Source organism: Oleiphilus messinensis (assembly GCF_002162375.1).
GTDB lineage: Bacteria > Pseudomonadota > Gammaproteobacteria > Pseudomonadales > Oleiphilaceae > Oleiphilus > Oleiphilus messinensis.
This window is the reverse complement of sequence record NZ_CP021425.1, coordinates 236,318-255,865: the sequence shown is the minus strand read 5'-3', so window position 1 is coordinate 255,865 and position 19,548 is coordinate 236,318. Positions and strand designations below refer to the sequence as shown.

Sequence of the window (19,548 nt, the reverse complement as noted above, 5' to 3'; positions counted from 1 at the left end):
CTTTACCTTGTTTGATATAGAACCTGCACGATACCGGCAACGACACCGGGAACGCCTGATTATTGGCCTTTTGATTATCGCCTCGGCCATTTCCATCATTACCACCATCGGTATTTTGTTTTCCATTCTGTTTCAGGCCATTGAGTTTTTCCAACTGAAAAGCCTCTGGTATTTCCTGACAGGCACAGAATGGTATGTCCACGGCGGAGACAGTAAATTCGGTGCATTACCGATTTTCGCCGGTACGTTTATGATCACAGTTATTGCACTCCTGGTTGCGATACCGGTCGGCCTGGGCAGTGCGATCTACATGAGCGAATATGCCAATGCTCATTTGCGCAAGTTACTGAAACCCATGCTGGAAGTACTGGCCGGTATTCCTACAGTAGTGTATGGTTTTTTTGCCGCATTAACTGTGGCTCCCGCCATGGTGGAGTTCTTCTCATGGTTCGGCGTTGACGCAACATTTAACAGTGCACTTGCCTGTGGTGTAGTCATGGGCGTGATGATTATTCCCGTTATCTCATCGTTGTGTGATGATGTATTACGCGCGGTTCCCAATAATCAGCGAAATGCTTCTTATGCGCTGGGACTGACCCAAAGCGAAACGATTCGCAGCATTATTCTACCTGCAGCCATGCCGGGCATTATCTCCGCTTCACTACTGGGCTTTTCCAAAGCGATTGGAGAAACCATGATTGTAGTGATGGCAGCGGGTTTACGACCCAATCTGTCCTGGAACCCTCTGGAAGACATGACGACCGTTACGGTCAGAATTGTCGACGCTCTCGTCGGCGATCATGCTTTCGATTCACCCCAAACCTTATCGGCGTTTGCGCTGGGTCTGATATTGTTCACCATCACCCTGCTGCTTAATGTGGTTTCAGTAATCCAGATCCGCCGCTTCAAAGCCAAGTACAAGGTGAATACACTATGAACGAAAACCCTTTTTACGATCCAACCCTGCGAAAACGTCATCGTTCGGCACGTATATTCAAGTGGTTGGCCCGAAGCTCCATACTGCTGACCATGGGCTTCCTGCTATTCTTCCTGTTCGATATGCTCCGCACCGCCGCTCCGGCGGTACAACAGGCGTACGTGCAAGTCGAGATTACCTATTCAAAAAAAGCCGCTCGATTCTCCCAGTTTGCCGTCGAAAAGGACTATCGCCCACTGGTCAGTCGCGCCTGGTTAAGAACCATCCCAAAACAAATGGAGGACAATCCAGCGCTCCTGGGTACCAGCGAATTACGCTGGGTACTCGCGGATGATCAGGTGGACCAGTACCTCAAAGGCCATCACCACAACCTGAAACAAAAAGAACTCGATGCCCTCGCCACACTGCAGGCGGAAAATGCGGTGGAATTGCAACTCAACAATATCTTTTTCAACAACGGTGATTCCAAGCTACCCGAGTTTGCCGGGATACAGTCTGCTATCGTTGGCTCAATCCTGACCCTGCTGGTGACGATGGTACTGGCATTCCCGCTCGGCGTAATGACGGCGGTCTATCTGGAGGAATTCGCGAAAGATAATCCGATCACCCATTTTATCGAAGTCAATATCAATAACCTCGCCGCGATTCCGTCCATCTTGTTTGGTCTGCTGGGTCTGTCTGTGTTTATCAATCTTTTTGGTTTACCAAGAAGCTCACCATTGGTCGGCGGTATGACCCTGGCACTGATGACCCTCCCCATTATTATTGTCAGTTCTCGCGCCGCCCTGCGCAGCGTGCCGGATTCGATTCGCCAGGCGGGTTATGGACTGGGTCTCACCAAGCTCAACATCGTTAAGGATCACGTCTTGCCGGTCGCCATGCCGGGGATTTTAACGGGCTCCATTATCGGCCTGGCTCAGGCCATGGGAGAAACGGCTCCGCTGATCATAATCGGGATGATTGCTTTTATTCCAGATTCTCCAGGCTCCATCACCGAGGCGGCAACGGTTTTACCAGCGCAAATCTATACCTGGGCAGGCATGCCGGAACGGGCTTATATCGAGAAAACCGCTGCTGGCATTGTTGTAATTCTAACCGTATTGATTGGCTTGAATGCCTCTGCGATTTACCTCAGGAAAAAGTATGAAATTAAATGGTAACCCGGGTAGCAACGGCCAGAATGGTGCCGTAACCAAAATCGAAACCCAAAAACTCAACCTGTATTACGGAGAGCATCGTGCTCTGAAAGATATTGAGATTGCAATCAAGGAAAACCAGATTACTGCACTGATTGGCCCTTCGGGCTGCGGTAAATCAACGTTCCTGCGTTGCCTCAACCGCATGAATGACTTGATTGACTCGGTTCAGATCAAAGGTCAGGTGGTGATTGACGGCAAGAATATCTATGACAAAGATGTCGATGAAGTGGCGGTCAGACGGCGCATCGGCATGGTATTCCAACAGCCTAATCCATTCCCCAAATCGATCTATGAAAACCTGACCTATGCACCTTTAAAACACAAATTAGTGAAAAAAGGTGCGGAATGTGATGACTTGGTGGAACGCTCTCTCCAAAAAGCCGGGTTATGGAATGAAGTGAAAGACAAACTGCACTCTCCGGGCACCAGCCTGTCTGGTGGTCAGCAGCAGCGTTTGTGTATTGCCCGGGCAATTGCTATCTCGCCAAATGTAATCTTGATGGATGAGCCGACCTCGGCACTGGACCCGATATCCACCACCACGATTGAAACACTCATGCAAGAGTTGCGTGAAGACTACACGATCGTGATCGTAACCCACAATATGCAACAGGCATCCCGGATATCCGATAAAACAGCCTACTTTCACATGGGCGAACTCGTGGAATTCGACGATACCGAAACGTTGTTTACCCAACCAGAAAAACAACTGACACAGGACTACATCTACGGGCGCTTCGGTTAATTCGCCCAGCCACTGCCGATTGCGCTGAAAGGCAGTTCAAGCTCCAGTTCCGGAACCTGTTGTGCAATCCAGGCCGGAAAGGTGTTGCTGGTAGATAAATAGCTCAGTTTTACAAGTGGCTGTGACAATTCAGGTTTTAAGTTAATCCTTATCAATCTGAGAAATGTGAATTTATACCACCATCAACCCCACCAAGACGATTATAATCACTCAACTTATAAGGTGGAATTAGTTGAAGGAACCAACATGCCTCGTCAGGTAGATCTTCGTCTTACAGAAAATGGATATCAAATTACTCGATCTTGTGAATCAAGAAACACAATCAATTCGACACCTCGGGATATTACAGAAACCCTTGGCTACTATTTGCCCTTAGATGGTAGGCACAAACTAAAATTCAATGCCAAAAATTTTGTCGGGATGGATGTTGCTACTATACCGCTACAGAGTGGAAACATATATAAAGCATTTGATGGGAAACGACTCATCTATGAAGTAGGATGCGAATCCGTCGTATATTTGATGCTTAACCAAACATCTCCAAATCACCTACGTTTTTATTTACAACCCATTCAAGCTTTCCTTTGGGATATCAGCGGTAGAGATCTCGCTTCCAGGGTTACTAACTCAACGAGACATATCGAAACTATCGTAAAATATGAAATGTATTTTTTATTGGGCATGATCTCAACGATTAGTATTCCTATGTTAGTTATGGTTACGGGCTCCGACATTACTGTTAGTGCAATTCTTGCGTCGAAAAAGGCTAGAGCAGCAATTAAGCTGAGTGAAGATATTTCTTCACAAAACGAGGCTCTCAAGAAATGCGCTCCAACGTTACAGAAAAAACTACAAGAATTTATCACCGCTGAGTCAAAAATTAAGTGGGGAGAACTGGGAAATCGCTTACCTGAAAACATTATTACCGATGAAAAAACTCAGGCACAATTTGCTGGGGTTTTAGCAGGAAAGGCAACTCTCTCACCCAACGCTTTTACTGCGTGGACAGCTGTATTTACGGTGCTTTCAACTGCGGCAATTAAATCAGTTACTAAATCCCCTGAAACTTATGGAAAATTCGTCTCGGAGCGATACGGACCTATTACAAACGAGCTATCTAATACGAATTGGCAAGATCCTCGCGAAGCAGAAATTGCGACTATGCAATTGCTTAAATTGCTTCAAGAAGCGGGGGTTAACGTTACTCAAAGGGAGATGCTCCTTATCATTCAAGAAATCACTACAAATCCACTTTGTGTGTCCGAAACCATGCAAGAGATGAGCAAGTCTTTCACAGAGTTTAATAAGGCTATTCAATGAATATAATCTTTCCCTATGTAACACATTGTATTACGTGCAAGATGTGGGCAAAGTTCATTATTCAAAAAATTCTGATACTATGTTTTGCGCTCAGCATAGTAGGCTGTGACAACGATCATCTGGAGGTCATCAGGGCAGACGCCCATACTTTCTGCGAGATCCACAACCCCACCAATTGGAAATCTTATTCAGAAAATAATTCCATCGAGCATCTTGATCAGGAATTAAGCAAACGAATCGAAAGTAGCCTTAAAACTCATGAAATGAAGTCAGTAGTCGCTGAACTTTCCAATATTCAATTTTTCAAGGAACTTTATCCCGCCGCAAAAGAAAAGATCACTGCATTAATTCAATCAGAATGGAATTGTGAATACTATAAGATGTTTTATTCAATTACATTCACGAACGAAGCGTATCTTCCGGTAACACCCGCAAAGGATGTTAGCTTAGAAATTCGAATTCTTGATGACCATAGACTAGTTCTAGGCAATAGAGAAGCACTTATCGCAGAAACTAATTTTCGAAGTGTAGTCGGCAACATTACAAATACAGAAAATTTAATCGTCGTGACAATTGAAACGGGAGTAAGTGAATCAACAGTTGAAAACATCCTGCAAGAATTACAATCGCTAAAAGTTGCTAACGTGCGATTAGTATATTTGTAGAGCAAAGATTCATTGCTCACACGTTTTCCACAAAATTACCACGGGATGGTATACGTAAATTTCGGTTAATTAACCCAGCCACTGCCGATTGCGCTGAAAGGCAGTTCAAGCTCCAGTTCCGGAACCTGTTGTGCAATCCAGGCCGGAAAGGTGTTGCTGTTTGGCCCTGGGAATACACGATACTCGTTTACCCAGGGGTAATCCGCGGCTGCCGATTCTATTTTCGCGATTAATTCACCTGCCTTATCACCGCGCCGGTCCAGAATGAGTTCCGGGCGGCTACCAAACCAGTATCGGTCAGGGATATCCTGCTCGATCCGCAATACGGGTAAGCCTCTTTTGGCGCGCCAGCCAATCACTTCGTACACCGTATACTGACTGGCGTCTTTTGGTTTGACCGAGATCCAGGTATGGACTGCAAAAAAACCGCGCCATCCCCAGGCATCTGCGCCGTAGACCTGAATGACTGCGTCCGAGTACAAGTCGGGACTTGGCGCGATCCCGGCAGATTCCCGGCTGGCATCCCGCCAACTACCCGAACTGCATCCTGCAAGGATGAAGACCACCATAACCAAAAAGGACTTATTCCACCTACGCTTGCGTTCAACATTCAAAAACATAATAAGCTGACCCGTCTGTTAGCACTGTCTGTATCGCTCATTTTTCGCACGGTATGCAACGATATACCTCGACCTTTTGAGTACTTTCAACCATGCCACAGACGAAAAAATTCAACAAGAGAGGCATGCAAACAAGCTGATCAAATTGGGCATTACCGTCTACACTGATCAATATGAATACAGTCTCTAGTACAGATAATAACGCCTATTCGGTGACCAAAGCGTCGTCTCTGGAGACTATTTATCTCGCAAAAAGAAAACGCTATACCAAGACCACCCTCATTTCTTTAGCGGTTTTAATGGTGCCGATCACCATTCTGGCGTTTCTTCAGAACATCATCATTCGGGAAGTCATTAATCTCACTGTGCTCCTGATGCTTTTGTTCAGTCTTTATGTGGTCAGCACATCGCAAGCCACTAAAGTCTGGCCGACTCATCTGGCACTGTTTTTTCTGCATGTTATCGCAACCAGCGGAACCATAACCAATGGAGGCCTGCTCTCCTATGCCGTGAGCTCGCTCCCGGTTCTGCCGCTTATTACCGGTATCCTGCTCGGTCGCCGTGCCGCCTTGTACAGCTGTCTTTATGCGGTGTTACTGGTGTTGGCACTCGGAGGATTACTCTTCTTTGGTATCGCCCCCGAAAACCTCACACCGGAGCAAAACCGGACGGTTTTGGCAACCTTTATTTTACTCATTTGTGTGCTCGCAGCCTACTCCACCTTTGCGGCACTGTCTGAAGCCACCCAACAGGCAGAACAGCAAGTACGTGACTACATCACCACCATGGAGCACGAGATACAGCAGCGTAAGCAAGCGGAGGAGAATCTACTCAAGGCTAATTCTGCCCGCAGTCAATTCCTGTCCACCATCAGCCATGAACTGCGCACGCCTCTGAATGGCGTTATCGGGTTTAACCAATTGCTTAAAAAGCAGACCCTGGACGACAAGGCCCGGAATATCGCACAGCGGATGGGGGACGCTTCACAGGTCTTGCTGGACAAGATCAATCGATTGCTGGAATTTACCGATTTGAGCTCCGGGGATCACAGCTGCGAACCTAAACCCTTTGCGCTCAATGAATTAGTGCACTGGCTGGAAGGAAATGTGCCGGAATACTATCGAGAACACAACAACCAGCTCAGTTTCGAGTTCACGGCTGTGGAGGACTGTATTGTCGTTTCGGATATGGCCAAAATCGGGAATATTCTATTGGCGCTGATCGATAATGCCCTGAAGTTCTGCAATAACGGCACGATCAGGGTGCTTGCGGAAGTCTCAAACGAACATAACCAAACTGCAGTGTTAAACTTCAAAGTCGTGGATACAGGTCCGGGAATCGACGAGGAACATTTCGATGACCTTTTTACGGCCTGTACCCAGGCGGATATGAGTACCCGTCGCAGCTACGAAGGTATTGGCCTGGGCCTCGCCATCAGCCTGCAATACGCCGCCCTGCTCGACGGCACGATTGAGGCGAAAAACGATCCGTCAGGTGGATGCACTTTCATATTGACCGTTCCAGCCCGGCTTTACAGCCCCCCGTCGTGCAATTGACATTAATCTTGCCCCCACAGGTGGCCACTAATGACAAGTGTTTTGTCCCCCTTGAGGCTATCTACGATATCGAGAAGTAGTCTAAGGTAGTTGTCATTAGCGGTCATCCGCTTTGCTGTTGTATCACGAAACGACCTTAAAACAAAAACGATACCTTTCACCAACGAAAGTACCCGGGGAATACACATGAAATCACTTGCAAACAAAGTCGTCGCACTGACCGGTGCCGGCTCAGGAATCGGTCGCGCGCTGGCCATCGAACTGGCACGAAAAGGAAGCCACCTTGCACTGGCAGATGTCAATGCTGACGGACTCCAGGAAACGGTAGAAGCACTCCCGCCTGGCGCTACCGTCTCAACCCATATTGTGGACGTTGCTCAGAAACAGCAGGTTTATGACTGGGCAGACACTGTCGTCAAACAACACGGCGGTGTTGATGTAATTATCAACAATGCAGGTGTTGCGTCCCAATGCTCCATTGAGGACATCAGCTACGATGATTTTAACTGGGTATTCGACATCGTGTTCTACGGAGTACTCTACGGCACCAAAGCTTTTTTACCCTATCTACACCAGCGCCCCGAAGGTCATATTATCAACATTTCCAGCGTGAACGGATTCTTCCCGTTTCCCGGGAACTCCCCCTACAACTGCGCAAAACATGCGGTTAAAGCCCTGAACCAAACGCTGATCCAGGAGCTGGCCGGGGCCAACATTCATGTCACGTCCGTACATCCTGGCGGCATAAAAACCAACATCGTTCGTAATGCCCGACATATCAAGGCACTCGATGGAACTCGCGACGCTGCCGAAGCCGCAGCCCGGTTCGACAAGATCGCGTCCACCACACCGGAAAAAGCGGCACAAACCATTGTTTCAGGTATACTGAAAAACAAACAACGTCTGCTCGTGGGAACCGATGCATACCTTCTCGATGGTTTGACACGACTCTTCCCGCAACGATTCTCGAACCTGGTGGGGCGAGTCATGCTACGCGGAGCCAGACCAGGCGATAAATCCAGCCCGGCACATCGTATCTAAAAACCATCAACTCGAGACGTGGGATACAACGATTTAGGAGCCTAGTTAATGTTTGGCACAGTATTGTTTTTATTGCTGGCAGTTGCCATAGCCTACACACTGCACCGGTACCGGGACAAGTGGATTAATCAAACCCAGATTTACAGTGAAACGACCCCTTTTGCCGGTGAATATTATCAACTTGAAAATACCGATATCATAAAACGTCCGGGGCCCGAACATTGCGATACTACCGTGATTTGTTTCCCGGGTTTCATGGAAAACCAGCATTATTTCATGGAGCTCTATCAAGACGAGCCCGTAGAGTTTATCGCCGTGAACAACGCCGATTACTTTTCCGGTTTTGTCGCGGATACCCAAATTAAGCAATATCAAAATACGTATCAACCTGAATGGGGCCAACATAACCCCTATCCAGTGGGTACCATCGAACATGATGCCCACCTGTTGGGCCAGGTAATCGAACACCTTGCCACCGGCTCCCGTGTTATTGTTCACGGTCATTCCCGTGGCGGGGCGGTGCTGCTGGAAACCGGTCGCCAACACCCTCGGCTCACGGCAAATATTACAGCCGTATTAGAAGCGCCCGTACTGCCACAGGCGCGCATTAACCCGACGATGGAGCGCATGCTTCGGTCCGGTGGGCATTATCTGTTTCCCCTGTGGATGGCACTGCTCAGACGTGCTCCGGGACTTAACATTGTTTCAGAAAAAGCGTACGGCCCACTCACACCCCGAAAACGCGAGTTGCTGGAAAAATCTCACCTCTTTCCCAAGCACTATCGGACCGCCCTGCTGAATATGAAAAACATTCGGGAGTGGCAACGCAGATCGGGTTATTCCGTGTATGACCACTACAAGGAAATCCGTATTGTAATGCCGGAGAAGGATTCGATTTTGTGCCGCCATGCAATGAATGCCAGCGCAACCCAACGAGGCCATGTGAAAATTATCGAAACCCGGGGTACAGATCACTTTATTTCGGTCGAACAACCTGAAACGATGAAAAAAGCACTTGGCCTCAGTCCTGCATAACACTGAAAAAAAGCCAGAATGACAGATCCAAAATCGAGCAAGCGAGAATCGTTCTGGCGGCAACTCCCAGTCCAGAGCATCTACCCCCAAACGTACCTGAATATCGCTCAGGAGCGCGGTGGTAACATTGAACGCATTTTCGCCAGGAGTAGCTTCCCGCAGGAAATCCTGCAACGGCAAAATGCCGAGATCAATTTTCTGCAAATGCATGATCTGGTTCAATGTGTTCTGGATGAAGTCGGCAACGACGGGATCGGCATTGAAGTCGGGCTTCGCTTGCCACCCACTGCATTCGGCAATCTTGGCTATGCGATACTCTGTAGCGCCACCATGCAGGATGCCGTTGCCTTGTGCGCCCGGTACTGGTATCTGCTGGGCCGCGGCCTGTCAATATCTCAACAACACACTGACCCGTTTTACATCATCGACCTAACCCCCACAGTACCGTTTCCCAAGCCGATGACACACTTGGTATTTGAATCTACGATGGCTAGTTTTTACCGCGGGTTTCAGGTGTTAGTGGACTGTACAGACGACGACATGGAAATCTGGTTCGCCGCACCCAGGCCAGACTACGCCGATAAAGTCGAGGCAAAGATCGGCTGCGTCCACTACGGCATGCCAGCTAACCAGTTCCGGTTTCGCTCCGAATTGCTCTCCCGCTCACTGGCCATGCACAATCCGATTGGCCTGAAGTTCGCGCTGGAACAGTGTGCACGGGAAGAAGCGATGATCGAGAAGAGCAGCTTCAAGCTAAGGGAGAAAGTACAGCAACAGATGGTCTTCGGGCGCGAAGGCTATCCAACCCTGCAGGATATGAGCAACCAATTGAATATGACCAGCCGCACCTTGCGTCGACGTCTGGAAAGCGAAGGAACGAACTTCAAGAATCTTTTGGAAGAAGCTAAACGGCGGGATGCGATTCAGCTCCTGGACGATGACAAGATGGAGATCCAACAGATCGCCACCTTACTGGGCTATCAAGACCCGGCCAATTTTACCCGGGCCTTCCGCCAATGGACGGGACAAACCCCGAGTCAATACCGCACGACCCGGGACCAATCGCGGCTTTAGTGCAATGCCTCTGCCGTGGTTGTGCCACGGTGCTCTCCAGAAGCAGAAGCAGAACCAGAGACGACAGCCTGATTTTGCACGCCATAGTACGCTTTGTTATGTTGCAGCGGGTTAGAAAAAACCAGTGCTTTGTCTTCGACCCGGCTGAATTTAAAGGCCCGGTAATCGCGCAAATAATTCTGATATAAACGCCACGGGCGCTGATCCCCCTGCTTTGGAATCGTATCAATTATACGCTGAACATAGGTGGAAGAGAGATTCAGGAAAGGCTCACTGTGCTTGATCGTACCATCATTACGGGGCGTACACTGCTGGTATCCCTTGCGATCCATATGGTTGATCACTTTACAGAAATACTCGGAAATCAGATCCGCCTTCAAGGTCCAGGATGAATTGGTATAGCCGAAAATCATCGCCATATTGGGCACATCTTCAATCATGGCCCCTTTGTAATAGTGCTTATCGGAGAAGTTAACGGGCTCACCGTCCAACGCAACCTGCATTCCACCCAACAGCTGCACATCAAGTCCGGTTGCCGTAATAATGATGTCAGCATCCAGATGCTCCCCGGACGTTAACTGAATCCCGGTTTCTGTAAACCGGTCAATATGATCTGTAACCACCGAGGCATTTCCCCGTCGGATTGCCTTGAACAAATCACCGTTTGGCACGGCACACAAACGTTGATCCCACGGATTGTATTTTGGGCTGAAATGGCGCATGTCAAAATCTTCACCCAACTGCTTTTGAATCAGCCCCAAAATCATCTTGCGCATGGTTTTCGGGAAATGCTGACAGGCTTGATAGATCGCCAGACTCAAACTGACATTACGCGCCCGGGTGATCCGGTAAACAATTGTTTCTGGCAGTACTTTGCGAAGCGCGTCGATCATGCCATCACGCTCAGGCACACTCATCACATAAGTCGGAGACCGTTGCAGCATCGTAACATGCCCGGCCCGGTCAGCCATGGCCGGCACCAGGGTAACCGCCGTTGCACCACTGCCGATAACCACAACCTTTTTACCGGTGTAATCCAGACCTTCTGGCCAGAACTGTGGGTGTATGACCGTTCCTTTGAATGCTTCGCGCCCCTTGAATTCAGGGGTTAAGCCTTGATCGTAACGGTAGTAACCGGTTCCACAAATCACAAAACGGGCATGAATCACGACAGGTTCAGCTTGCTCGCCTTTGGCAACCGTCACCACCCAGTGGGCATGCTCGCTGGACCAATCCATATTCAAAACTTTATGCTGGTAACGAATTTGCTGGTCTACGCCATGTTCCCGTGCGGCTTCGTTGATGTAAGCCCGAATATCCGGACCATCAGCAATCGACTTCGGATTCGTCCAGGGTTTGAAACTGTAGCCCAGCGTATACATATCGGAGTCAGAACGAATGCCTGGATAGCGAAATAAATCCCAGGTGCCGCCCATCGCATTCCGAGCCTCCAATATCGCATAGGATTTTTCGGAACACTGCTTTTTAAGGTGAATTGCTGCACCAATCCCGGAAATTCCGGCACCAATGATTAAAACGTCAACAAGTTCAGCTTGAGAGACCGCTGGATTTACTTTTGCATTCATACTTACTTTCCCCGATAAACCAGGTGATTGCCTGGTATAGTCAAAGTTGGAATCAATCCGTTCTCGCGATTATTGTTGTGCTAACTTGAGATGAGCGAGATTTACCTTGCTGCTGGCCAATTCACATTTTACCCGTTAAAAACTGCTTTCGAGCCTTTTCCAGTGTGGCCTGTGAATCGTGTTGCATGGGATGATAGTCCCGTTTATAAAAATCCTTATAGTCGGACCACATGGTTCGCCCCATCTGCCCGAGCATCGAGAACGCTTCCCGCCACATTTTTCGATTACCCATTTCACCTGTTTTTGTCATCAAATGCAGGGCGTTGAAGGTGTTCAACAACATGATAAAAATGGTTTGTTCAAACATCGTACGTCTCAGTAGCCCTCGATCCGCGACCAACTGATCATAGACATCAAACGCAACGGCTTTATGTTCGAGCTCCTCAATCGCATGCCATGCCCAGGTCGTGCGTAATGGTTCCGCAATTGTTTCGAGCATCCCCGTATTATCCGATAAAATATAATCCGCCATAAGGGCCGTAAAATGCTCGGCACAGACCGTTTCGGCCAATTGTTTACGGGCAGACCGCTTCTTCATAATCTTGATCAGTCCTTTCAGACGATTTTCCACACGATCCAGTGGAAAGCCGCGCTTGACCATCGCTGCATTGAAGTCATCATGTTCCCGGCTGTGGTGGGCTTCCTGGCCAATAAATGCACGCACCTGTGCTTTCAATACCGGATCAGTGATTTTGTCCTGAAACAAACGCACACTGTGCACAAACTGCGCCTCGCCTTCTGGTAAATTGGCCGAGAACGCAGAAAACAACATCGTCAGATAAGCATTGTTTTTAAACCAGAACGTCGGAAAAGACTCATCATAGGTCTGCCCCAGCTTTCGAACCGGGATGCCCACATCCGTACCCTTAAGCTTCTTTTTACCGGCAGGTTTGGCAGTATTGTTAAACGTAGTTTGATTCATCGCTGTACTTGTCATAATCGATTTCCAAAACGATTGAACATGGAGTAATTCCATAGTTTCATTTTTCGTACAGCAGGCGTGAGAGGCTGTCAGGTCAAATCACTTGTCATTAGTGACCACCTCAATCCCCTTAATGCTCCAAAGACGATGCTCAAACCAGCAACGAATCACAAGCGCCATGGCTCATATCCAAGCCAATCTGGAGCACGTGTTGGAGTTGAATGCAATCGCCCGGGAAGCATGTTTGTCCCCTTATCACTTTCACAAGATATTCAAATTGATCACCGGAGAAACACCGGGTGAATACGTGCGCCGTTTAAGGCTGGAAAAAGCAATTAATATTTTAGGCGCGCATCCGGAAAAGAGCATTACGGAGGTATCGGCTTACTCTGGTTTCTCCAGCTCGCAAAACTTCGCCAAAGCCCTTAAAAAGGAATTTGGTATCAGCCCTTCAGCAGTGCGCACAGCAAATGACCTCCAAACCCGAATTGCGCAGCACCGGTCAAAAACGCGGCACACTAAAGCTGCCCTCGGAATTTGAAGGTATATGGGATCGCATGATGGCCACCATTGTACAAAAACAATGGACACTGGATGACCGACCCTGTTTTAAGGTACTTCATAAAGATGTCGAAGCAGAAAAAACAGGTGCATTCAATGTCAGTTTTTACATCCCGGTGAAGTAAACTTAATTCCCCGATATCACGCCAGACTCAGCGATATATTGCTTGAACTCGGTAATGAACGTGGAGACTCTTGCAGACAGGTATTTCCGATGCGGGTAGAGGATATGCACTGGATATCGGGTTTGATGTTGATCTTCAAGTAACAGCACCAGCTCCCCCTTAGCGACCGATTCTCGCAGCGCAAAATCAGGGCCGAATGAGATGCCTGCCCCGGATTTCGCAAGATTCGCGGCAGCCAGTGCACTATTCACGCGAATAACCTGATTCAGGTCGACCTTGAGTTTACCGCTGTCGACCTGAACCGCCCAATTGGATACATGACGCGTGTTGCAATCAAAAATACAGGGGAAACCACTCAATTGTGCCCATGTTTCCGGCTGACCATGTGCCCTTAAAAAGCCCGGTGCCGCATAGAGTTGCATATCTACATTGCCGATAAAACTGGCAACCAGTGCGGAGTCTTCCAGATCGCCGATCCGAATCGCGGCGTCAAACCCTTCTTCAATGATATCCACATAACGGTCATTCAGTACGATATCAATTTCTAACCGTGGATACCGTTCGAGAAGTCTGGCCATAAAGGGCATCACCACCAACTCACCATAGGTCGTCGGTACTGATATCCGCAGCCGCCCCACCAACTCATGATGTTCAGACCGGAGCCGGGATTCAAGGTTGGCGATCTCATCCAGAATTTGTTTTGCCTGTTCATAATAGGCAACACCTGCCGAAGTTGGCTTGATTGTCCGGGTGGAACGCGTAATCAGCCTGATCTGAAGATAGTCTTCCAATTGGGATACTTGCGTACTGACCAGGGCCTTGGTTTTACCGAGGCGTTTCCCGGCTGCCGTATAGCTCCCCGCTTCGAACACCGCGATATACGCTTCCATCAAATTAAGCTTGTTCATTGTTTAATTTTTCTAAACTATAAGTCAAATAATACAGATATTGTTTAACTTTATGCCATATTGAATACTGTCTGCAAGCAATCAATTAGAGGAGCTTGCAATGAATCAACAACACGAATATGCCGGTACGATATTACGAACCGCTCTGGGTATGATGTATCTGGCACATGGTCTGACCAAACTATTTATCTTCACCCCTGCCGGAACAGCTGGCTTTTTCAGTTCACTGGGTCTTCCCGGCTTTTTGGGCCCCATGACGATGGGCCTGGAAATAATTGGCGGGGTGGCACTCATCACAGGCTTATACGCTCGCTGGGTTGCCGTTGCCTTGATTCCGGTTCTCCTGGGCGCAATTCTTTTCGTACACGGCAGCAACGGCTGGAGTTTCAGCAATGAAGGCGGTGGCTGGGAATTTCCAGCATTCCTGATCGTTGCCTCGATTTCCCAGTTTTTCCTGGGCGATGGTGCATTTTCCATTCGCCACCCGTTTCAGTCCAAACTGGCCTGATTTGACGCAATGAAACGAGCGGCAGCCAAACATCGAACATTGTGGCTGCCCATCCATCACAAAAAATTTTTACACTGAGGGGAGAATACTGATGCTGGTAAAAGGTCAGTGGCACGGTAAGTGGCATCCGGTGCAACAGAAAGATGATGCGGGTCGATTCATTCGCCAAAGCAGTACCTTTACACAACGTCTTGAGCAAGGTGCGGCCGAGGCATCCGGTCGATTTCAACTGTATGTGGCCTACATCTGTCCCTGGGCCACTCGAACGTTAATCGCGCGGACACTCCTGGGTTTAGATGCGCACATCGACATCAAGGTTGTCGATCCTGTTTTAAGTGATTTTGGCTGGAAATTCGGCCAGTTTCCCGGCGGCTCCGCAGTAGATACAATGGCTGAAAATACAATGGCCGTTGAATACATCCACCAACTCTACACACAGAGTGATCGCGAATACACCGGTCGCGCCACCGTCCCGGTACTTTGGGATACTGAAAACAACGTTATTTTCAACAACGAGTCGTCACAGATTCTACGCATTTTCGATGAAGACCTGAGACCACTGCACCAATCCAAACTGGATTTGTACCCGGAAGCACTGCGCTCTGAAATTGATGCCTTTAACGAGCGCATCTACCACACCTTTAACAATGGGGTATACCGAGCCGGATTTGCCTCCTCTCAAGCGGCGTATCAAGAGGCCTTCAATGATGTTTTTACGACATTGGAAAAACTGGAACATCATTTCACAGAACAGCCCTATGCGGTCGGAAGACAATTAACCGAAAGCGATATACGGTTATTTGTGACACTGGTTCGTTTTGATATCGCCTACTACGGCTTGTTCAAGACCAATCTCAAACCAATCCAGGCGTATCCACGACTTTCGGAATACCTTGAACGCTTGTTGCAGATGGAGGCTTTTGCCAAAAATACGCGAGTGGACCATATCAAAGCCGGTTATTACTCCGTCAAGGCCCTGAATCCAGGCGGTATCGTCCCTGTGGGCCCGGATCTTCCCTGGTTCAGATATCTGGAGGCATATCAATGAATGCAAAAGCGCCAGTGATGTTTGTCGGCCATGGCTCCCCAATGTACGCGCTCAATCCCGGGGTAGCGGGGGCCTTACTACAAGCTCAAACCCATCGTTTCGACGAGGTTGAGGCTATCCTGGTGATTTCCGCCCATTGGCTTACACAGGGTACCTACCTTACGACCGCCTCAAATCCGGCAACAATTCATGATTTCGGCGGTTTTCCACACAGTCTGTATAAACTGAGCTACCCGGCGCCCGGCTCGCCGGAACTGGCTCGGAAAACGATTGCAACGATTGGTGCCAAATCGGGTGGACGCCAATTCGATGTTAAAGCATCGCCCACTCGAGGACTGGATCATGGCGTCTGGGTACCACTGCGTTTCCTGCGACCACAGGCGGATATTCCAGTTCTGCAACTCTCGCTGGATGCCACGCTTTCCAGTGCTGATTTGGTACAACTGGGGGCTGCACTTGCATCCCTCAGGGAGCAGGGTATTGCGATCATTGCTTCGGGAGGTGTGACGCACAATCTATTTGATTTACGGATGCACAGCACCACTGTCGCCGGGTACGCGACGCGCTTTGAACAATGGACCCGGGAACAGGTGAGCCAGCGCAATATTCGAGCTCTGGAAAACCCGGGCAAACTGACCTCCGACTTTTCCCGGGCCCATCCGACCCAAGAGCACTACCTGCCGCTGCTCATCGCAATCGGTGCAACCGATGAATCGGATCAGCTTGAGGTGCTGGAAGGCGGAATTATCAATCATGCGCTATCCATGGAGAGCTATTGCTGGAACGATTAGGCATTTACGCACTTCACAACATCAGAACACCAGATCATCCCTGACTATTCTGATCATAGCTCTGGCGAGACTTACGTATTTCCTCATGGTTAGTCTCTGCCCAGGACACCAGTCCCCACACCGATTTAGCCAAGCCTTTACCCAGTGCCGTTAATTCGTACTCCACCTTGACCGGAACTTCGGGGTAAACCGTTCGTTCCACATAACCATCTCGCTCCATGTCCCTGAGCGTCTGCGTGAGCATGCGCTGAGAAATACCTTCGATTCTCGATTTCAGGGAATTAAAGCGATCCGGGCCCTCTACCAGGCAAAATAGAATCAATATCGACCACTTATCGCCAATCTGTGCGACAACATTACGAATGGGGCAATCTTCGTTCTGCAAGAAGATGCGTTTCCCCTGTTTATTTTTTGCGACCATGTTTGTGCTATCTCATAGGTTATCAAAAGGTAACCAGGCAAGCTTTTGGTACCTTCTTGTAAAGCAATACTCATTTTCGTATCTTAGTATACATTAGTAACCCAAAAGACACGAGACAACCCAAGCGAGGCATTGCCATGACCCATTCTATCCTCAACAAAGCCCTTTCAGAATACGCATCACACCTACCCGAGCCAGCGATCGATCTGTTTGTCCCAAAATACGTACCGGTTGGCAAATTCAACGTACGGTACCTGCGCCACAAAAAGGCGAATGCGCCTACTTTGGTTTTACTTAACGGCTTGCCCCAAAGTATTCGCATGTGGGAAAGTGCCTGGGAGACACTTTCTGCTCACTTTGATTTGCTCGCATTCGACATTCCGGGATTTGGTTTGTCGAAAGCTGAAGAGAGCGATATGTCGCCAAGAAAGCTGAGCCGTGTGGTCATTGAGGTGCTGGATCATTTTGGCATTGATAAAGCCCATCTGGTTGGACCAGATGTCGGTGTTCCCATCACATTGGCAACCGCGATCGATTTCCCCCATCGCCTGCACAGTATCAATATTTTTGATGGTCCAGGTACCTATCCACCCAAACTCTCTCCAATTCTCAATGCAGTGATCAAATCAGGATTCGTGCGCTGGCTGGCCAAGGGCATTAACAAAAAGCCGGTGATGAAAACGAATTTTTTAACCGCGGTTAAAGAGGGTTATCAACAATATCGACCTTCTAAACGCGCAATTGAGGAATACTACAAGATCACCCATAACGAACAGGCCCACCGTTGCGCAATTGCCTTTTTCGGGACTTACAAGGAAGATCTGACCTGGATTGATCAACGCCTGAGTGAACTACAGGTCCCCGCATTGATTACCTGGGGAAAAAACGACCCGTTTGTATTCGCCAGCAATGCGGCGCAACTGGCAACGAGAATTCCAAAAAACAAAGTGGTCATATTCGACAATGCTTCACACTTTTCCTCTGAAGACGCCGGTCAGGACTACCTGGATACAATCACCCAATGGTGTTTGAATGGATTAGGTTACCGGGAAGAGTCCAGCCAGCAAACTGAACTCAAGACTGTAGCTTAGCGATGAAGCCTTTACGGCTTCCTGCTTAATTAGAGACTTGCCGCGCCTCACCAGACATAAAACAGGGAGGCGTTGGTCTGGTAGGTGTAATGGGAATGCTCCGCTGAGTTAGGTGGGGGAGAATGTCAAAGGACTATCAATTTCCTGTAGAGCCTGATCACTTATCAGACCGATGAATAAATCAAGCTTGAATAGTTAACAAGCCCTGTTGTTGCACCAGTGCAATGGCTACAACGACAACCATGCTCACGGACATCGACACTCTGACAATACGGGACTTTTTCGGGCTTGATAATACAGGTCGGATCAACCCGCCCATCAGTAACCAGACAACATCGACAACTGCTGCCACGGCAAGGCAGACAAGGCCGGTTAAAAGCTCACTGGAAAATGCATTATTCACAGGTAGTTGGAACTGGGAAAAGATCGCAAAGAACGCGGCATAGGCTTTGGGATTGAGAAGATTTAAAATAAAACCATCCCAAAATGTCGGTGCCAATTCCGAGCGATCTGAATTCAGTGCCAGAAAAGGTGCCGTTGCGATCTTGTACGCGATATAAAGCACATAAATTGCCCCTAAGAGTTGTACCGCATAAGCAACTTTTGGAAAAGTCGCGAGTAACAGCGCCAACCCGACAGCCGCCCCGATGATCGCAAAACCCAATCCGGACAAAATGCCACACAAAAACGGGGCGCTATTACGCACGCCATAAGTCGCCCCCGACGCCGACAACGCAATCGGCGCCGGCCCCGGAGACCCCAACAATAACGCAGTAACTGAAACTAAAGTAATAACCGCTTCAAACATATAAATCCCTTTTGATCAGTGTCCATTTTTATAATTCGCAGGAATTGAACACCCACAAGGCGTTGTTTGCAACATTAACGGTCAATATTGATATAAAAACCCAAGAACAATTGGATTAGAAAAGAGAAAACTGTCTTGAAAAACGCCGCCTGCTTGATTTGATTGTTTTGTGATTCATCAAAAAAACAGTGCTGGTAAAAACATGCCAATAAAACTTCCCAAAAGATAAAACAATATCCTTACCCAAACAGGATAATAAAGCTCGTTCAATATTTTATGATTTGCTTGCTCTAATGATAGCTGATGCCGAACACCGTTTATTTTCTTGAACGATTCAAAACCGATCATGAAAGTAAACCCAGAGACAAAAAGGTACACGATCGAAAGTAAAGTCAAATTCTGAGAGCTGATTTCTAGTGGCCAGAACTCAGATTGAATCAACTCTTGTTGATAACTATCCAAGCCCCAAAGGAAGCCAAACACTATACCAGCAATAAATGAAGTGTATTTTGTTGCCTTGATCAAAA

General features: G+C 48.3%; 23 protein-coding genes. 15 read left to right on the top strand and 8 right to left on the bottom strand.

Annotated elements, in window-relative coordinates; genetic code table 11:
• The first annotated feature begins 7 nt into the window (after window positions 1–7).
• From pstC to pstB, 3 genes are read left to right on the top strand one after another with little or no spacing between them, the layout of a single operon-like run.
• Window positions 8–937 (top strand): phosphate ABC transporter permease subunit PstC, encoded by a 930-nt coding sequence (gene pstC / locus OLMES_RS01140; RefSeq protein WP_087459557.1) that lies wholly within the window; start codon window positions 8–10, stop codon window positions 935–937.
• Window positions 934–2,097 carry a phosphate ABC transporter permease PstA gene (gene pstA / locus OLMES_RS01135; RefSeq protein ID WP_087459556.1) on the top strand — a complete coding sequence of 388 codons (1,164 nt, stop codon included), beginning with the start codon at window positions 934–936 and terminating at the stop codon, window positions 2,095–2,097. Before pstC ends, pstA begins: the two co-directional genes overlap by 4 nt.
• Window positions 2,081–2,881: a phosphate ABC transporter ATP-binding protein PstB gene (gene pstB / locus OLMES_RS01130; RefSeq protein ID WP_198343176.1), complete on the top strand. Its 801-nt coding sequence runs from the start codon at window positions 2,081–2,083 to the stop codon at window positions 2,879–2,881. The genes pstA and pstB overlap by 17 nt, the downstream gene beginning before the upstream one ends.
• Here the strand turns inward: pstB and OLMES_RS01125 are convergent.
• Window positions 2,878–3,009, bottom strand: a complete 132-nt coding sequence (locus OLMES_RS01125) for a DUF3750 domain-containing protein (protein ID WP_232465235.1) — start codon at window positions 3,007–3,009, stop codon at window positions 2,878–2,880. The two genes, pstB and OLMES_RS01125, sit on opposite strands and share 4 nt — an antisense overlap.
• Window positions 3,010–3,127: 118 nt before the next feature.
• Here OLMES_RS01125 and OLMES_RS01120 point away from each other — a divergent pair, with 118 nt between their 5' ends.
• The gene (locus OLMES_RS01120; protein ID WP_087459554.1) at window positions 3,128–4,201 is read left to right on the top strand and encodes a hypothetical protein; all 1,074 of its coding nucleotides are present in this window, start codon (window positions 3,128–3,130) and stop codon (window positions 4,199–4,201) included.
• A 41-nt stretch (window positions 4,202–4,242) separates the two neighbouring features.
• Window positions 4,243–4,866 carry a hypothetical protein gene (locus tag OLMES_RS01115; RefSeq protein WP_157678092.1) on the top strand — a complete coding sequence of 208 codons (624 nt, stop codon included), beginning with the start codon at window positions 4,243–4,245 and terminating at the stop codon, window positions 4,864–4,866.
• A 65-nt stretch (window positions 4,867–4,931) separates the two neighbouring features.
• Here the strand turns inward: OLMES_RS01115 and OLMES_RS01110 are convergent, their stop codons facing one another.
• Entirely contained in the window at window positions 4,932–5,486 is a 555-nt protein-coding gene (locus OLMES_RS01110; RefSeq protein ID WP_087459552.1) for a DUF3750 domain-containing protein, read from the bottom strand.
• Window positions 5,487–5,659: 173 nt separating this feature from the next.
• On the opposite strand from OLMES_RS01110, the gene OLMES_RS01105 reads away from it, so the two are divergent.
• The 4 genes from OLMES_RS01105 to OLMES_RS01090 all read left to right on the top strand — a co-directional run bounded on the left by OLMES_RS01105 (window position 5,660) and on the right by OLMES_RS01090 (window position 10,192).
• Window positions 5,660–7,042, top strand: a complete 1,383-nt coding sequence (locus tag OLMES_RS01105; RefSeq protein WP_087459551.1) for a sensor histidine kinase — start codon at window positions 5,660–5,662, stop codon at window positions 7,040–7,042.
• 186 nt (window positions 7,043–7,228) lie between these two features.
• Window positions 7,229–8,083, top strand: a complete 855-nt coding sequence (locus OLMES_RS01100; RefSeq protein WP_087459550.1) for an SDR family NAD(P)-dependent oxidoreductase — start codon at window positions 7,229–7,231, stop codon at window positions 8,081–8,083.
• Window positions 8,084–8,131: 48 nt separating this feature from the next.
• Window positions 8,132–9,118, top strand: coding sequence for an alpha/beta hydrolase (locus OLMES_RS01095; protein WP_087459549.1), 987 nt, complete (start codon window positions 8,132–8,134; stop codon window positions 9,116–9,118).
• Window positions 9,119–9,136: 18 nt separating this feature from the next.
• Window positions 9,137–10,192 carry an AraC family transcriptional regulator gene (locus OLMES_RS01090; protein WP_087459548.1) on the top strand — a complete coding sequence of 352 codons (1,056 nt, stop codon included), beginning with the start codon at window positions 9,137–9,139 and terminating at the stop codon, window positions 10,190–10,192.
• Here the strand turns inward: OLMES_RS01090 and OLMES_RS01085 are convergent.
• Both OLMES_RS01085 and OLMES_RS01080 read right to left on the bottom strand, forming a co-directional pair.
• Window positions 10,189–11,778, bottom strand: coding sequence for a flavin-containing monooxygenase (locus OLMES_RS01085; RefSeq protein ID WP_087459547.1), 1,590 nt, complete (start codon window positions 11,776–11,778; stop codon window positions 10,189–10,191). The two genes, OLMES_RS01090 and OLMES_RS01085, sit on opposite strands and share 4 nt — an antisense overlap.
• Window positions 11,779–11,899: 121 nt before the next feature.
• The gene (locus OLMES_RS01080; RefSeq protein ID WP_157678091.1) at window positions 11,900–12,775 is read right to left on the bottom strand and encodes a metal-dependent hydrolase; all 876 of its coding nucleotides are present in this window, start codon (window positions 12,773–12,775) and stop codon (window positions 11,900–11,902) included.
• Between the two features lie 163 nt (window positions 12,776–12,938).
• Between OLMES_RS01080 and OLMES_RS01075 the strand changes: the two genes are divergently transcribed.
• Together OLMES_RS01075 and OLMES_RS28760 are read left to right on the top strand one after the other, a co-directional pair.
• The gene (locus OLMES_RS01075; protein WP_157678090.1) at window positions 12,939–13,301 is read left to right on the top strand and encodes a helix-turn-helix transcriptional regulator; all 363 of its coding nucleotides are present in this window, start codon (window positions 12,939–12,941) and stop codon (window positions 13,299–13,301) included.
• 16 nt (window positions 13,302–13,317) lie between these two features.
• Complete coding sequence (locus OLMES_RS28760; RefSeq protein WP_269767738.1) at window positions 13,318–13,446, top strand: hypothetical protein; 129 nt, start codon at window positions 13,318–13,320, stop codon at window positions 13,444–13,446.
• Window positions 13,447–13,448: 2 nt separating this feature from the next.
• On the opposite strand, the gene OLMES_RS01070 is transcribed toward OLMES_RS28760, so the two are convergent.
• A complete protein-coding gene (locus tag OLMES_RS01070; RefSeq protein ID WP_087459544.1) occupies window positions 13,449–14,354 on the bottom strand; it encodes a LysR family transcriptional regulator in 906 nt (301 codons plus the stop codon).
• Between the two features lie 100 nt (window positions 14,355–14,454).
• Between OLMES_RS01070 and OLMES_RS01065 the strand changes: the two genes are divergently transcribed.
• The 3 genes from OLMES_RS01065 to OLMES_RS01055 all read left to right on the top strand — a co-directional run bounded on the left by OLMES_RS01065 (window position 14,455) and on the right by OLMES_RS01055 (window position 16,701).
• Window positions 14,455–14,862, top strand: coding sequence for a DoxX family protein (locus OLMES_RS01065; protein WP_087459543.1), 408 nt, complete (start codon window positions 14,455–14,457; stop codon window positions 14,860–14,862).
• Window positions 14,863–14,953: 91 nt separating this feature from the next.
• Window positions 14,954–15,910 (top strand): glutathione S-transferase family protein, encoded by a 957-nt coding sequence (locus tag OLMES_RS01060; protein WP_087459542.1) that lies wholly within the window; start codon window positions 14,954–14,956, stop codon window positions 15,908–15,910.
• The gene (locus OLMES_RS01055) at window positions 15,907–16,701 is read left to right on the top strand and encodes a DODA-type extradiol aromatic ring-opening family dioxygenase (protein ID WP_087459541.1); all 795 of its coding nucleotides are present in this window, start codon (window positions 15,907–15,909) and stop codon (window positions 16,699–16,701) included. The genes OLMES_RS01060 and OLMES_RS01055 overlap by 4 nt, the downstream gene beginning before the upstream one ends.
• Window positions 16,702–16,735: 34 nt before the next feature.
• On the opposite strand, the gene OLMES_RS01050 is transcribed toward OLMES_RS01055, so the two are convergent.
• Window positions 16,736–17,122, bottom strand: coding sequence for a winged helix-turn-helix transcriptional regulator (locus OLMES_RS01050; RefSeq protein WP_087459540.1), 387 nt, complete (start codon window positions 17,120–17,122; stop codon window positions 16,736–16,738).
• Window positions 17,123–17,259: 137 nt separating this feature from the next.
• Between OLMES_RS01050 and OLMES_RS01045 the strand changes: the two genes are divergently transcribed.
• A complete protein-coding gene (locus OLMES_RS01045) occupies window positions 17,260–18,213 on the top strand; it encodes an alpha/beta fold hydrolase (protein WP_087459539.1) in 954 nt (317 codons plus the stop codon).
• 181 nt (window positions 18,214–18,394) lie between these two features.
• Here OLMES_RS01045 and OLMES_RS01040 read toward each other — a convergent pair whose 3' ends face one another.
• Both OLMES_RS01040 and OLMES_RS01035 read right to left on the bottom strand, forming a co-directional pair.
• The gene (locus tag OLMES_RS01040) at window positions 18,395–19,021 is read right to left on the bottom strand and encodes a LysE family translocator (RefSeq protein WP_087459538.1); all 627 of its coding nucleotides are present in this window, start codon (window positions 19,019–19,021) and stop codon (window positions 18,395–18,397) included.
• Window positions 19,022–19,198: 177 nt separating this feature from the next.
• Window positions 19,199–19,546 carry a hypothetical protein gene (locus tag OLMES_RS01035; RefSeq protein WP_087459537.1) on the bottom strand — a complete coding sequence of 116 codons (348 nt, stop codon included), beginning with the start codon at window positions 19,544–19,546 and terminating at the stop codon, window positions 19,199–19,201.
• Window positions 19,547–19,548: the final 2 nt, after the last annotated feature.